Source organism: Affinibrenneria salicis (assembly GCF_008710095.1).
The window spans coordinates 290,011-305,021 of sequence record NZ_VYKJ01000003.1; the positions used below are offsets into that span (position 1 = coordinate 290,011).

Here is a 15,011-nt window from a genome sequence, read left to right on the forward strand (position 1 = left end):
GCCGCTGCCGCTGCCGCTGCCGCTGCCGCTGCCGCTGCCGCTGCCGCTGCCGCTGCCGCTGCCGCTGCCGCTGCCGTAGCTTATCGACTGTTTTCATGCGGCAATATCACCAGCCGCCTGTTGCGCCAGATCGTCATACGGCGGCTGTCGGTGCGAAACTCTCGGTCGCGGACTGGCCAAAAATCGGACTCGCCGGTCAAATAACCCTTGCCGGACAGTCTTCGCCTACGTTGCCGCAAGTTTGATAACGGTTTCTTTCTCTATAAGGTGATGCGGCACGACGATTTTTAAGCCGTGAGATTTTTTGCCTTCCATCTGTTCAATCAGTTTATGTAAACTGTATTTACCCAGTAATTCAATGCTGATATCAATATTGGTTATATAAGGGCGGGTTAAAGAGGAAAATATAGTATTGTTAAAACTAATTACTGAAATTTTTTCAGGAACGGCGTAACCAATGCTGTTGAAATATTGTATGGCTCTGAATGCTAATAAATCTTCAATAATGACGGCGGCCGTAGCGTTGGTGTTTTTGAAAACCGCTTCTATTTGAGAAAAATCTTCGGGATTTTCTATATTTATTGCATCCTGATGGGGGAGTTTAGCCATCGCCATTGCTTTTTGATAACCAAAGAATCGTTCAAAGTGAACGTTTTCGTTAATCCTGTTGGTAATAAAAATGATATTGCGGTGGCCATTATTGATGAGATGCTCTGTAGCCTGTTTACCCAATAATTGATTATCATTATCTACGTATGCAATATTATCTTCGTTTTTACAGGGTAGCCCTACCAATGTGAAATTTAAGCTGTTTTTATACAGGTAGTCGACCACCGGGTCCCCAATGTTAGAGTAAAGAAGAATAAATCCATCTACTTGTTTTTGTTTATGCATTCTTTTTATATTATGCAGCAGATCATCAAAGTTTGTTGAAATCGCCAGGGCGATGGAAATGCCAAAGTTCTGAGCTTCACTGTTGATTGATTCAATAATCTCTAAAAAAAATGGAATGCTCATCTCTTCTTTGCATTTTAGCGGCGGTAATACTAAAGCGATGGTGTTCGTTTTGCCTTTACCTAAGTTTCTTGCCGCGACATTAGGGACGTAGCCCAGTTCCAGCATAACCTGATTAACTTTCTTTTTAGTCGCTTCGGATATACTGCTGCTGTTATTAATGACCCTGGATACAGTGGATGTGGCAACGCCGGCTTTTTTTGCAACATCTTTAACTGTCACGCTCATTTTTCCCATCCCCTGGTTAGTAAAATTACTGCTGCTGGCCAGATTATATGATTTATTTTAATTTTATTAAAGGTTGGTGGGATTAATCGTGTATTACCCCGTGTTGTGCCGCATAAGCCGCCATATCATGGGAATCGGGCAGCAAATGGCGGGGCGGGCGGCGGATGACCGTTTTCATCTGCGCAGCGGTCGGCGAGAATGGTCTGCGGCCGACGCGAACGCAACCATTGCGTCATAGTATGTTTGAATTTTAATCATTTTATTTAAAATCAATTGGTTATACATCGATAAACAAATTGCGCTCGTTAGGTGAATTGACCGTCTTCCATGATGTACTGCTATAGATTCAGCGCATAATCACACACTTATTCAGCGTTTTTTGCGCTAAAAGCGTGATGTTCATCACATTACCTGCGGTTAGAACTTTACTGTGCAAACGGTCGTCTCATAATGCAATCGGTTGCACAAATTATTTTTTGTTGCATTGAATTTGATTATAACATGCTGATTTTTAAGAGGTGTTTATGAGCGTTGTGTTGGCAAGAATAGACCAGAGGTTAATTCACGGCATCGTAGTTACCCAATGGGCTGGATTTACAAAAGCGAAAAGATTAATGGTGGTTGATGACCATGTCAGTCGCGATGACACGCAAAAATCAGTGATGAAAATGAGTAAACCGGCCGGTACCAATATGTCGATCATTGATACCGACACCGCGATTACTAATTTTAATGCCGGGAAATACGATGATCATAGCGTATTTTTAATCGTTTCCGAGCCAGAAACGTTACTAAAACTGGTCGAAGGCGGCGTGAAAATACCCAAAGTCAATGTCGGGATAATTTTCGATGGTGAAGGTAAAACCACGTTGAAGAAAATGGTTTCAGTAAATAAAAAAGAGAGCGACGACTTAAAGCATCTGGCAGAAAAAGGCATTCCGGTGACTTTCCATTTTGTTCCCGGTGATGCTGAAGAACCCCTGGGAACCTATATAAAATAAGGCATATAAAAATGGAAATAATTCAGGCAGTGCTAATCATTGCTTTAGCCTTTTGGATCGTCATCGATCAACAAGGTTTATGTTTAACCACCTGGTTTCCGATAATGGTTGCACTTTTTGTCGGCATCATCATGGGGGATATGAAAACCGCCATGATTATTGGCGGAACATTTCAATTAATGGCTTTGGGGGTGGCTAATATTGGTGGCTCTTCCGTGCCTAACTGGGGATTGGCTACTCTGGTGGGAATATATGTAGCGATAAAAACCACCAGCAGCGTTGAAGAGGCTAAAGCTATCGCCCTGGCTGTCGGTGTGCCGGTGGGTATGCTGGGAATACAGCTGGACGTGTTTGCTAAAATTTTAAATACTTATGTAGCAAATGCGGCGCAGAAAGCAGCTAATGAAAATAAATTCAAAAAAATGAATAAAATATTGTGGGGCGGACCGATGATTTTTGGATTGTCTGCCGCCATTCCAACAACACTGTGCGTTATTTTCGGTGATAAAATTGTTAAATTAATTCTGTCTGTCGTGCCGCAATGGTTTACTGATGGATTGTCAATCGCCGGGAATATATTGCCAGTGGTGGGTATTGCGCTATTGTTACAGGTAATGCCAGTGAAAAAATATTTAACAATGCTATTGATTGGCTTTGTTATTTCCGCCTACTTAAAAATGCCGATATTGGGTGTGTCTATTATAGGGTTTGCGTTAGCCTATTATTATTTTTTCCAAAAAATGGCCGAGCCGGACATGAAGTTATCAAACGCTGATAATTCCGCGGCTAATGCAGGAGATGATTTCGATGAGTGAATTAAACACAACCACTGAATACGGTAAAGTCACTTTAACTAAAGGCGATATCAACAAGGCCGCGTTCAGATATATGTTTATGGCCTGTAATACGTTTAATTATCAGACGCAACAGGGGCCTGCTGTTGTTTACGGATTAGAAAAATCATTAAGAAAAATCTATAAAAATGATGATGATTATATCGCGTCATTAAATAATCATTTTAAATATTTCAATACTACCACCTGGATGGGGAATTTATTATTAGGTTCAAGTTTAGCCATGGAGGTAAAAGACGGTCGTTCGTCGTTAGAGGCCGTGCAGGCGTTTAAAACCGGGATGATGGGGCCATTGGCCGGCGTTGGCGATACGCTAATTTGGGTTTTATATCCAACGATAATGGGATCGATTGCCGCCTATATGGGACTGGAAGGAAGCCCTGTCGGCGCCATAATCTGGCTTTGTTTAAACATTTTTTTTTTATTCTTTCGCTTTAAGCTATTTCACATTGGATATCACTCCGGTCTTAAGCTGGTTACCGCATTAGGCAGTAAATTATCTGTTTTTACAGAAGCCGCTTCAATTATGGGACTGACCGTGGTTGGGGCATTGATACCAGCCGTCGTCAATGTTCATGTAGGGCTGACATTTAGTTCGGGCGAGGTGGAATTGCCAATTCAGAGCGAAATTCTGGATAAAATAATGCCCTCGCTTATCCCTGCCGCCTTAACGATAGTTTTGTATAAAATGATATCTTCTAAAAAAATCAGCATCATTAGCATAATATTTTTAGTTATTGCTTTTTCCCTGGTTTTATCATTTTTCGGTATTTTAAAAGTATAATCAGGACATCTATCATGAGAAAGATTATTATTGCATCACACCATCGCTTAGCTCAGGGATTGAAAGATACGCTAAATTATGTCGTGCCGAATGCGGCGGACATCATTGCTATTGCGGCATATGTAACCAATACGCCGATAGATGAAGAAATACAGGCCTCGCTTCACGACGTCACCGATCAGGATGAAGTGATAGTGTTTACCGATATTCTGGGCGGTTCGGTTAATCAGGCCTTCGCTAAATTTGTCAACCACCCGCACTTTCATGTTATTACAGGAACTAATTTACCGGTAATCATGTCCATTATGCTGGAGATTGATGATGGCTACACCAGCGCTGATGTGATTAAAGATGCCGTGAATAATGCAAAGGAAGAACTGATTTACGTTAATGATTTTATCGTTGCGCAATCTAATTCTGACGAAGAGGATGAGTAATGAGTACCAACTGGTGGAAAAGTAGCGTTATATATCAGGTTTATCCGCAAAGTTTTAAAGACTCAAATGGCGACGGTATCGGGGATTTAGCGGGATTAACAGAGAAACTGCCCTATATTAAAAAATTGGGCGCTGATGTGATATGGTTAAACCCCATCTATGAGTCGCCCCTGGTTGATAATGGTTATGATATTTCAGATTACTATAAAATAAATCCCGTTTATGGGTCATTAGACGATTTTCAATCGCTGCTGACAACGGCGCATGATTTAAATATCAAGATTATTATGGACCTGGTCGTTAACCATACCAGCGATCGGCATTTCTGGTTCCAACAATCATGCCAAAGTAAAACCAATCAATATGCGGATTTTTATATCTGGAAAGATCCGCTGCCGGATGGCTCGGCGCCAACGAACTGGGGGTCAACGTTTGGCGGCTCCGCCTGGGAATATGTCGCCAGCAGAAATCAGTATTATTTACATCTGTTTGCTAAAGAACAGCCTGACTTAAACTGGGAAAATCCAGTCGTCAGACACGAAATTTATAAAATGATGCGCCATTGGCTGGCGTCCGGTATTGACGGTTTCAGAATGGATGTCATTAGCCTAATCAGTAAATATCAGGATTTTCCAAATGCGGATAAAAACGCCGTGTACAGTAAATCCTATTATGTCGGCGCCTCCAATGGCCCGCGCGTGCATGAATTTTTACAGGAAATGAATCAGGAGGTTTTAAGCCAGTATGATTGCATGACCGTTGGGGAAACGCCAAATACCAATAGCGCGCAGGCGCTATTGTATACAGATCCCGGCCGCCATGAGCTTAATATGGTCTTTCAATTCGACCATATGCATCTGGATTATGGTAAGTATGGCAAGTTTTCCGATATCAGATTCAAGATGAGCGATCTTCGTGACACGATGACCGAATGGCAACAAAGTTTAGATAAGGGTTGGAATTCATTATACTGGAGTAATCATGACCAGCCGAGGGCCGTTACAAGATTTGGCCACGATCGCGAATACAGAATCGAATCGGCAAAAATGCTGGCGACGCTATTGCACATGATGAAAGGGACTCCGTATATTTATCAAGGGGAAGAGTTGGCGATGCGAAATGTTGCGTTTAATTCTATGGCGCAATATAAAGATATCGAAACGCTATCCGTTTATGAAAATTTTAAACGTATTGGTCTTGATGATGAATATATCAATAAATCCATATATTTAAAATCAAGAGATAACGCCCGTACGCCAATGCCGTGGGACGCGACGGAAAAATCCGGCTTCACCACGGGAGAACCCTGGATAGATTTCTCTCCCGACAATGGCATCATCAACGCTGAAGCCTGTCTGGCAGACAGTAATTCTGTATTTTATCATTATCAGAAATTAATAGAGATCAGAAAAAAATATCCGGTCGTTATTGATGGAGAATATCAATTAATTAATGAGAATGACTCGGACGTCTATGGCTATGTCAGGGTTCTTAATGATGAGGTAATGATTGTTATCTGTTCTTTTACTGAAAATAAAATAAACTATATACTGCCGGCGTGGTTAGCAAACAGTCAGGCGGCGCTTTTGTTGTCAAATTATCCTGATTCGCCGAAAACGCTTGAGCCTAAAGTAGAAATGCGCCCGTATGAAGCATTGATTTATTATAAGTCTTGATACTTCAGACGCGCCGCTGCGTTAGTTTTGTTCCCCGGTCCGTCGTCTCCGCCCGGCCCCGGCAAGCGCGTTTAAATCCGTTCCCGGCGGATTTGTCAGTCATCCGCGTCACATGCCGGAGCCGGTCTCTGTCGGGAACCACCTTTGTGAACCTGCCGCGCCAGCGGACAGCTCTTCCTCAGCAAGAAACGCGCCGTGCTGAATATAAACCAAAATGTAGCGGAGGATATTGGCGACAGTGAACCTGACAGAAATACACAGGGGGAGGGAGATTACTTATTTTTCAATCGAAAGCAGAGCTTGATTAACGCCCGCTGAATTTGAATTGGTACGACCGAGTGGACTCGAACCACCGACCCCCACCATGTCAAGGTGGTGCTCTAACCAACTGAGCTACGGTCGTACAGGAGATAGCGCACAGTAATCAACAAGCTAACCATTTGATTAAAATGCTGTTTCTTCATCCCAATGTCTGGAATGGCGGCTATTATGGACTTGTCCGGTATGGATAGCAAGCCCTTTGTTTCCTTTCCCTTTTCAAGTGCTGAATGTTTGGCCGGTCAGGTGCCGATTACGCCGGCTGACCGTCAAAAAGACTGAACAGCAGCGCGCGCAGCCAGCGATGGCCTGAGTCGCGGTGCGTGCGTTCATGCCAGGCGGCGGTTTTGGTGAAGCCCTCGAGGGCAAGCGGCGGTTCAAGTACGGTCAGCCCCTGGCAGTGCGCCACCAGCCTGCGCGGCACCACCGCCATCAGATCGCTGGCGCGCAGTATTTCCGGCAGTACAAGGAAGCTGTTTACGGCCAGGGTAACCCGTCGTTCGCGCCCCAACCGGGCCAGCGCGTCGTCGGCGGCGCCGCGGAATTTACCGCCGCTATAAGACACCAGAACATGATCGAGGCTGCAGAAGCGATCGAGCGATAGTCGCCCCGTCGCCGCCGGATGATCCGCTCGCAGGGCGCAAACGTACTGTTCGTCGAACAGATCGCGCGCATGCAAATCCGGCGGCGTGGTGGCGGGGGTAACGAGCGCCATGTCTATATCCCCGCGTTCCAGCTGAGTCAGCAACTGCTGACCATCCACCGGCAGCACCGCCACGCGAATGCCTGGCGCCAGCGGGCGCAGCGCGTGCATAAAGGGCACCACCACCGCGCGCAGCGCGTAATCTGTGGCTGCGATGGTCAGGATCATATCGGCGCTGGCTGGTTCGAAGCCTTTCGGCTGCAGCAGCAGTCCGACTTCGTTCAGCAATTGTTTAACCGGACCCGCCAACTCAAGCGCTCGTATTGTGGGGACAATGCCGCGTTGCGCGCGGGTGAATAACGGATCGCCAAAGCATTCGCGCAGCCGCGTCAGCATACCGCTGACCGCCGGCTGAGTCAGGGAAAGACGCTGAGCCGCCCGGGTCACGCTGCGCTCGTCCAGCAGTGCATCCAGCGCCTTTAGCAAATTGAGATCCATACTTCTGATATCATTATTCATGACAGGCAACGTATAAAATTCACATTTCATCTATCTCATCATGCCGTTTTTAATTAAACAACCCCGCCCGCAAGGGGCTGAGCGGCAAGCGCCCGCGCTGGCCGGATAATTATGTTGCGGCCTGATATTAGATTTATTGATGTTGAAAATAAAAAAACGCGATTGGATTTATTACTTAACAACCGCCATGATGCGTGCCGTCAGCAAGAAGACGCCGTCGTGGGCCGTTTTCATTCTTAGATCGAACAGCACATCACCTACATGATGAATGAGATTATCTGGCCGGCAGGCTATATTCCAGGCTGTCAGCGGCAGTTTCGCTTCCAGTTAAATGATTGTCGCCGGTTTGAGCGTGGCCGACGTATGGCCGTTTCTTAATAATGCGACGCTGTGGTCAAGGTACTACAAAAATTCGGCCGACGTCCGGTTCTATGATCAGAAAATACCGGAGCTGGTGCAGGATCTCCGTTTTTATTTCAGCACTTTTGGCTTTCCGGTTGAGGCGCGGGTGACTGGCTAGCCGCCGCCGGCGCAGGTGGCCTGGCACGGCTGGGCGAGGGGATACGCGTCTTGACGTGCATCATGCATGGCGGCTGGAAGATCTGTCCGACGGACGTGTGCGTATCCTGACGCAGGAAACTCAGAACGGGAATCCGGCGCAGTAGCTGGCAAAGATCCGCCCTAACCCGATGCTTACCGGTCACCAGGGGCGGCTCGACGGGCTGATTGACGCGGCGCGTTCGTGGTTAAGCTATTTCCACGCTGCTTAGACGATGAGTGACGGTGTAACTATTCATCCGAAACGTTGGGGCTGTCTGGGATAAACGGCAAACAGGGTTTGCCACCCATATAGTTTTTCCTGTCTGAGCGGCATCAGGAGAACAGTACGGCCGGTATTGCCGTTCCGGGGTCGGGCGCGCGCATGGTCAATCCGCTTGTACGCGCTGCCGTGACGTTACGGCACGGCGGCTTAGTCAGCGCAGCCGTCGATTAATAGTGCTCGCAGCCAGCGCCGGGCGGGATCCCGCTCGGTTCTTTCATGCCAGACCACTGACTGGGTAAATCCCCGAATGGCGAACGGCGGCGCCAGTATCTTCAGGCCGTCGCCATACGCACGCGCCAGCCGCTGCGGTACGACGGCGATCAGATCGCTGGCGCTCAATATTTCCGGCAGCGCGGCGAAGCTGGTGACCGACATCGCCACGCGCCTTTCCCGCCCTTGCCTGGCCAGCATCTCATCGGTTACACCGTTAAACTTACCGCCGGAATAGGACACCAGAACATGATCGAGCGCGCAGAAACGCGCCATCGACAGGCGATCGCCGGCGGCGTCGGGATGATCGGCGCGCAGCAGGCAAACATAATCTTCGTAGAACAGGTGCCGGGCGTGCAGACCGGGCGGCGTGCTGTCCGGCGAGATCAGGGCGATATCGATCTCGCCGCGTTCGAACCGGGCCTGCAATTGCGCATCCTTCGCCGATTGTAACGAAACCCGGATCGCGGGCGCCTGGCGCCGAAGGGCGGCGATAAACGGGATAACCACCGCCTGCAGCGCATAGTCGCTGGAGGCGATGGTCAGCGTCAGCGCGGCGCTGGCCGGGTCGAAGGCCTGCGGGCGCAGCAGCGCGTCGGCGTCGCTCAGGATCTGTTTGATTGGACAGGCCAACTCCAGCGCGCGCAGCGTCGGGACGATGCCCTGTTTGGTGCGTACGAACAGCGGATCGTTAAAATCGTTGCGCAGGCGCGTCAGCATGCCGCTGACCGCCGGCTGGGTCAGCGCGAGACGCTGGGCGGCGCGCGTGACGCTGCGTTCATCCAGCAGGGCGTCCAGCGTTTTTAGCAGGTTGAGATCGAGTGTTCTGACGTCAGTAAGCATTCGGTCCAGAATAAAAAATAGTATGATCTTGTTTCCAGCATACTGTCCGGGCGTGTGGAAGTCGAGGCGTCCGGATCGGCGGCTGCCGATCGGGTCTTTCTGTCTGCCGGCAGCGCGTGTTGCCGCATATACGCCCGCTGCCGCCGCGAACTCTCGAGGGATGCTGTCTGGCGGCAGGGCGCTCGGCGATGCGCCACCGACGGCGACTGCGTCGTGCAATGGACTTTATCGGCAGATTGTGCCGCACTGGAGCGAGCTGACTTTGACGGCGGCGGCTTATCCCGGCATCTTTCCCTCGTTATTGCTTATCTGCTGTATGGTCGCTGCGTAGCGATGATCGGCGCTGCGCGCGCCGGACGGAGTATTCATTTGATCCCGATGTCTGGCGTAGGGCTGTCGGCGCGGCTGCCGGGCGAAGATATTTATCTTTATCAGGTGGCCGGCGTAAATTCCCGCCGCTGATAAATAGCTTCGCGCATTGATGCTTCGCTGTTGACCATGCTACAGCGTGTAACTGATGACAATGGCATTAAAATAATATTTAAAAACAGATAATTATAATTTAATCATAATATCATTGTCACTGCAATTTGCAGGGCAAGTGTAGCGCTATTATGCGAAGCTAATATCAGGCAGTGTGATGTATTGAATAAAGGATCGTGATTAGACTTATTTCACTCCGACGGTCATGATGAAAGCGTACTGTCGAACGGAGAAGCCGGCCGGCAGGTTTGCCGACCGCTAAGAAGAGGCTGCCGTATTGACGGCTGCGCCGGTTCCGCTGGAAAGGCGTATTCGCCAACCGGCGCGCGATGAGCGTGGTTCCGGCTCCCGAATTTCGCGGTGCGATACGGCAAACGGGTCACCGGTCAGAACCCGGCATGCTTCCGCGCATGCCGTACGGCTGACCCGTGACGCAGCGCGCGAGGCGGCGCAATAAGCCGCTGGCCGCTAACGATATCTGACGTGAATAAACAACAGAAGAGAACATTATGGCCGCATTATTTACCCCTTTTAAGCTGAAAGACGTCACCCTGCGTAACCGTATTGCGGTGCCGCCCATGTGCCAGTACAGCGCCGAGGATGGCCTGACCAACGACTGGCATCAGGTCCATTACGCCGGTATCGCCCGCGGCGGCGCAGGACTGGTGATCGTCGAAGCCACGGCCGTCTCTCCCGAAGGGCGCATTAGCCCGGCGTGTCTCGGGCTATGGAACGATCAGCAGGCCGAGGGGCTGGCGCGCATCGCCGCACGAATTAAGGCCGCCGGCGCCGTGCCCGGTATTCAGATTGCTCACGCCGGCCGTAAAGCCAGCGCCAATCGCCCGTGGGAAGGCGACGACCATATCGCCGAAGGCGATGCGCGTGGCTGGCAACCGCTGGCGCCGTCAGCCATCGCCTTCGGCGAGAATCTGCCGCGCGTGCCGACAGCCATGACGCTGGACGATATCGCCCGGGTGCAGGCTGATTTCGTCGCCGCGGCGCGGCGCGCCCGCGACGCCGGCTTCGAATGGCTCGAGCTGCACTTCGCTCATGGTTATCTGGCGCAGACTTTCTTCTCGGCGCACGCCAACCAGCGCGACGACCGCTACGGCGGCGATGTTGACGGCCGCAGCCGTTTTCTGCTGGAAACCCTGGACGCGGTGCGCGCGGTGTGGCCGGAGAATCTGCCGCTCACCGCGCGTTTCGGCGTGATCGAATACGACGGGCGCGATGAGGAGACGCTGAACGAATCCATCGAACTGACGAAGTCCTTCCGCCAGCACGGTTTGGATTTGCTTAACGTCAGCATCGGTTTTTCCATTCCGCAGACTCAGATTCCGTGGGGGCCGGGTTTTCTGGCGCCGATAGCGCAGCGCGTCCGGCGCGAGGCCGGCATCCCCGTCGCCTCCGCCTGGGGCATCGAAGCGCCGCAGGTGGCCGAACGGGTGGTGGCCGACGGTCAGATGGATCTGGTGATGATCGGCCGCGCCCACCTCGCCAATCCGCACTATCCTTACCTGCTGGCGCAGGCGTTGCAGGTTGAGCATCCGTCCAGGGTGCTGCCGGCGCCCTATGCCCACTGGCTGGAACGTTACCGGTTACAGTAATCAATATCTGATCGCCGGCCGCTGACCGCCCGGCGGTTAGTCGCGCATGCGGCTGACGTCGTCGCCGGTCCTGCGCGTATTCGGGCCGCCGCCGCGTTCGTCCGAAGGCGACTCCAGGCGCGCCCGCGGCGGCGTCCGGCTTTACCGTTCGTCGCCCTGATTCCTCCCCGCCTGATAACGGCAGCGGACGCCTGCCGGTCGACGGCGTTCCGCGCCACTGAATTGAAGGAAGGGCAGTATGAACCAGGTGTATTTGTTGATGGCGCTGGCGGGCGGCGCCGGTTTATCCGTGCAGGCCGCGGTCAACAGCCGTTTGAGCGCCGGGGTAGGGGGGCAGCCGCTGATCGCCGCGTTGATCTCGTTTCTCATCGGCGGCCTGTGTCTGCTGGCGGTGGCGCTGATTCAGGCCGACTGGCAGAGCGTCGGCAGCAATATCGCGCAGCAGTCGTGGTGGCGCTGGCTCGGCGGCATTATCGGCGCCGTCTTCGTGTTCACCTCCATTTTTCTCGCCCCGAAACTGGGCGTCTCCAACACCATGTTCCTGTTTATCATCGGCCAACTGGCGGCCGGTATGGCTATCGATAACTTTGGTTGGCTGCAGATGCCGCTGCGGCCGGTGCACTGGTGGAAGCTGGCCGGCATGGGCGTTATGCTGATTGGTCTGGCGCTGTTTATGTTCGGCGATCGCTGGTTGCAACACGCCTGATGCCGCGCCGGCCGCGGGCGTCTGCGGCGAGCGGTTAGCGCCGCAGCACCGTTTTTCCTCTGCGCACCGCGTTGCGCGCGCCAATCTCATCGGCCCAGCGCAGGACATGGGGATAGGACCGGGCGTCAAGAAATTCCGCCGCCTGATACAGTTCTCCCTGCACCAGCGCGCCGTACCAGGGGCAGATAGCCATATCCGCGATAGTATAGTCTTCGCCGCAGATAAAAGCGTTTTGGCTCAAGTGCTTATTCAACAGGTCGAGCTGCCGTTTGGTTTCCATGGTGAAACGGTTAATCGGGTAGGCCATTTTTTCCGGCGCATAGGCGAAGAAATGGCCGAAGCCGCCGCCGACATAGGGCGCGCTGCCCACCTGCCAGAACAGCCACGACAGACAGACGGCCCTTTGCCGTCCCGTCGGAATGAACGCACTGAATTTTTCCGCCAGATATAAAAGGATCGCGCCGGATTCAAACAGATGAAGCGGGGGATCTTCGCTGCGGTCCACCAGCGCCGGGATCTTTGAATTAGGATTCACGGCGACAAAGCCGGAGCCAAACTGATCGCCGTGCATAATATCAATCAGATGCGCGTCGTAACGCGCCTGCTCAATGCCCATCTCAAGCAGTTCCTCCAGCAGAATGCTGATTTTTATCCCGTTGGGCGTCCCCAGCGAATACAGCTGAAGAGGGTGGTTGCCGACCGGCAGCGTTTGTTCAAATAACGCGCCGGATTCGGGCCGGTTAATATTGGCGAATTTACCGGTCGCCGGTTGGTCCATTTGCCAGACTTTGGGGGGAATCCATGCGGTATGTTTCATAACGCGGCTCTCCTGACGGTGAACGGAGCGGGGCGCGCCTCGTCGCATCAACGGTTCTGACGGCGACGGACCGCGCGGTATCCTTTATGCATAGCGTTTTTTCTTCGTTCCGCAAAGCGAAATTTATCGGCCGGCGCCGTCGCGGAAAAAAACACGGCGCGCGCGGCGGTTATGTAGCGGGCCGCCCGCTGGCCCGCTTCGCTTTATGTGGTAAGGTGAGGGTTTGATAGTTACATTCGGGTACTTATATCAGCCTACAGGAACCAGAATGTCTAAAGATCTTGTAACCCCCGCAGAGGATTATGGCCCTGATTTTTGGCGTTCGCAGGAGATGCTGTTACTGCAGCAGGTGATATCGCTGTCCGGTAAGAGTTTCGCCTGTGAGGTAGTGTTAAAAGAGATGCTGCACCTGCTGTCTGAATTACTGGGCCTGAACCGCGGGCGTATTGTGATGCGCGACGGACAGGGCGATCGGATACGGATTCGCTACTCTTACGGTCTGACGCGGGACGAGGCCGCGCGCGGCGTCTATGCCGTCGGCGAAGGGATCACCGGTTGGGTTCTGCAAAGCGGTCAGTTGACCGTAGTGCAGGATATTGATAAGGAAGAGCGTTTTCTGTGCCGGGCGGTCAGCCGGGCGCGTTTGCCCCAGGAGCAGGTGGTGTTTATCGCGCTGCCGGTTATCGTTGGCGGCGAGGTGCGGGGCGTTCTTGCCTGCCACCGGCTGAGAAATCGCGCCAGACCGATCTCCGATGATTTAACTCTGTTGCGTATTTTGGCGACCTGGATCGGCCAACTGCTGCATCTGGAATCCTACATCGAAGAGAAAGAGCGCGAGCTGACCTATTACAACCGGCTGCTGACGCATACCCACCAGCACGATGCTTTGCACTACGGTATTATCGGCAACTCTCCGGCGCTGCTGCGCGCCATCTCCGAGCTGGAAAAAGTGTCGGATTCGACCGCCAGCGTCCTGCTGCTGGGCGAGTCCGGCACCGGCAAAGAGTTATTCGCCCGGGCGCTGCATCTGGCCAGTCCGCGTCAGGATAAACCCTTTATTAAGGTGAATTGCGCGGCGATACCGGATTCGCTGTTTGAAAGCGAACTGTTCGGCTATGAAAAGGGCGCATTCACCGGTGCGGAGACGCGGCGCATCGGGTTATTTGAACAGGCGGACGAGGGTACGCTTTTTCTTGATGAGGTAGGCGAATTGCCGCTGTCGATGCAGGGCAAACTGCTGCGCGCCCTGCAGGAGGGCACCATTACCCGGCTGGGGGGCAAAAAAGAGATCGCCATCAATGCGCGGCTGGTCGCCGCCACCAACCGCGATCTCTCCCTTGACGTCGATCGCGGGCTGTTCCGGCGCGATCTGTATTATCGCCTAAACGTTATTCCGATCCATCTGCCTTCGCTGGCGGAAAGAAAAAGCGATATTCCCGCGCTGGTGCTGCACTTCCTCAATCGTTTTAACCAGGCTAATCAGCGCAATCTCAGCCTGCGGGCCGATGCCATCGCCGTACTGCAGAATCACGTCTGGCCCGGTAATATCCGCGAGCTGTCGAATGTGATCGAGCGTATGGTGCTGCTGGCCGACAAACCCGCGCTGGGCGCCGTCGATCTGCGCGCCTTTATTACGCCCAGGGCGCGGACGCGCGCCGCCTGGGATTATGTCTCCAGGGATGAACGGACGGAGGGGCCGAGCGCCGACTATCTGGTCTTACGCCCCTATAGCCGTTCCGATTCGCACAGCGAACGGGAGCTGAGAGAGGCGATCGTCAGGTCGGGCGGCAATAAATCGCGCGCCGCCCAGCTTCTCGGGCTAACGGCCAGACAGCTGAATTACCGCTTAAAGAAACTCGGCATTTGAGCGCCGGCCGGCCCTTATTCGCTTGTTAAGCCCTTTACCGAATATTGCGCACTCATGCCGTCGATTATCGTGAATGGGTGTCGCCGCCTCGCCACGTGGTGATTTCAAATTGCAAAGGCAGAATGCCTTCTCCTGTTTCCTGTGGCCGGTCGCCGCTCCGGCCAGAATTGCTTTAGCCCCG

13 protein-coding genes, 1 tRNA gene and 1 pseudogene are annotated in these 15,011 nt (G+C 52.4%); 10 read left to right on the forward strand and 5 right to left on the reverse strand.

All coding sequences use genetic code 11. The annotated features are described in order from the left end of the window. Positions 1-225: 225 nt before the first annotated feature. Positions 226-1,242, reverse strand: a complete 1,017-nt coding sequence (locus FJU30_RS08480; protein ID WP_150434528.1) for a LacI family DNA-binding transcriptional regulator — start codon at positions 1,240-1,242, stop codon at positions 226-228. 524 nt (positions 1,243-1,766) lie between these two features. On the opposite strand from FJU30_RS08480, the gene FJU30_RS08485 reads away from it, so the two are divergent. Genes FJU30_RS08485 through FJU30_RS08505 form a run of 5 tightly spaced genes read left to right on the forward strand, consistent with a single transcriptional unit; the run spans position 1,767 to position 5,994 of the window. Beyond that, positions 1,767-2,243 (forward strand): PTS system mannose/fructose/N-acetylgalactosamine-transporter subunit IIB, encoded by a 477-nt coding sequence (locus FJU30_RS08485; RefSeq protein ID WP_150434529.1) that lies wholly within the window; start codon positions 1,767-1,769, stop codon positions 2,241-2,243. 11 nt (positions 2,244-2,254) lie between these two features. Then, positions 2,255-3,058 (forward strand): PTS mannose/fructose/sorbose/N-acetylgalactosamine transporter subunit IIC, encoded by an 804-nt coding sequence (locus FJU30_RS08490; protein WP_150434530.1) that lies wholly within the window; start codon positions 2,255-2,257, stop codon positions 3,056-3,058. Beyond that, positions 3,051-3,881 carry a PTS system mannose/fructose/sorbose family transporter subunit IID gene (locus FJU30_RS08495; protein ID WP_223881527.1) on the forward strand — a complete coding sequence of 277 codons (831 nt, stop codon included), beginning with the start codon at positions 3,051-3,053 and terminating at the stop codon, positions 3,879-3,881. Before FJU30_RS08490 ends, FJU30_RS08495 begins: the two co-directional genes overlap by 8 nt. 14 nt (positions 3,882-3,895) lie before the next feature. Beyond that, entirely contained in the window at positions 3,896-4,318 is a 423-nt protein-coding gene (locus FJU30_RS08500) for a PTS sugar transporter subunit IIA (RefSeq protein ID WP_150434531.1), read from the forward strand. Continuing rightward, a complete protein-coding gene (locus FJU30_RS08505) occupies positions 4,318-5,994 on the forward strand; it encodes an alpha-glucosidase (protein WP_150434532.1) in 1,677 nt (558 codons plus the stop codon). Before FJU30_RS08500 ends, FJU30_RS08505 begins: the two co-directional genes overlap by 1 nt. Before the next feature lie 326 nt (positions 5,995-6,320). Here FJU30_RS08505 and FJU30_RS08510 read toward each other — a convergent pair. Together FJU30_RS08510 and FJU30_RS08515 are read right to left on the reverse strand one after the other, a co-directional pair. Next, positions 6,321-6,397 (reverse strand) — tRNA-Val (locus FJU30_RS08510). Positions 6,398-6,565: 168 nt separating this feature from the next. Beyond that, positions 6,566-7,474: a LysR family transcriptional regulator gene (locus FJU30_RS08515; protein ID WP_150434685.1), complete on the reverse strand. Its 909-nt coding sequence runs from the start codon at positions 7,472-7,474 to the stop codon at positions 6,566-6,568. Positions 7,475-7,738: 264 nt separating this feature from the next. Between FJU30_RS08515 and FJU30_RS27090 the strand changes: the two are divergent. Further along, a pseudogene (locus tag FJU30_RS27090) lies at positions 7,739-8,244 on the forward strand (SRPBCC domain-containing protein). A 200-nt stretch (positions 8,245-8,444) separates the two neighbouring features. On the opposite strand, the gene FJU30_RS08525 reads toward FJU30_RS27090, so the two are convergent. Further along, entirely contained in the window at positions 8,445-9,350 is a 906-nt protein-coding gene (locus FJU30_RS08525) for a LysR family transcriptional regulator (protein WP_150434533.1), read from the reverse strand. Positions 9,351-9,563: 213 nt separating this feature from the next. On the opposite strand from FJU30_RS08525, the gene FJU30_RS08530 reads away from it, so the two are divergent. The 3 genes from FJU30_RS08530 (at position 9,564) to FJU30_RS08540 (ending at position 12,146) form a co-directional block, all read left to right on the forward strand. Next, positions 9,564-9,812 (forward strand): hypothetical protein, encoded by a 249-nt coding sequence (locus FJU30_RS08530; RefSeq protein ID WP_150434534.1) that lies wholly within the window; start codon positions 9,564-9,566, stop codon positions 9,810-9,812. A 530-nt stretch (positions 9,813-10,342) separates the two neighbouring features. Then, a complete protein-coding gene (locus FJU30_RS08535) occupies positions 10,343-11,440 on the forward strand; it encodes an NADH:flavin oxidoreductase/NADH oxidase (RefSeq protein ID WP_150434535.1) in 1,098 nt (365 codons plus the stop codon). A 238-nt stretch (positions 11,441-11,678) separates the two neighbouring features. Further along, positions 11,679-12,146: a DMT family transporter gene (locus tag FJU30_RS08540; RefSeq protein ID WP_150434536.1), complete on the forward strand. Its 468-nt coding sequence runs from the start codon at positions 11,679-11,681 to the stop codon at positions 12,144-12,146. A gap of 34 nt (positions 12,147-12,180) precedes the next feature. Here FJU30_RS08540 and yghU read toward each other — a convergent pair whose 3' ends face one another. Then, positions 12,181-12,963 carry a glutathione-dependent disulfide-bond oxidoreductase gene (gene yghU / locus FJU30_RS08545; protein ID WP_150434537.1) on the reverse strand — a complete coding sequence of 261 codons (783 nt, stop codon included), beginning with the start codon at positions 12,961-12,963 and terminating at the stop codon, positions 12,181-12,183. Positions 12,964-13,231: 268 nt separating this feature from the next. On the opposite strand from yghU, the gene FJU30_RS08550 reads away from it, so the two are divergent. Next, positions 13,232-14,830, forward strand: coding sequence for a sigma-54-dependent Fis family transcriptional regulator (locus FJU30_RS08550; RefSeq protein WP_223881528.1), 1,599 nt, complete (start codon positions 13,232-13,234; stop codon positions 14,828-14,830). The last annotated feature ends 181 nt before the right edge of the window (positions 14,831-15,011 follow it).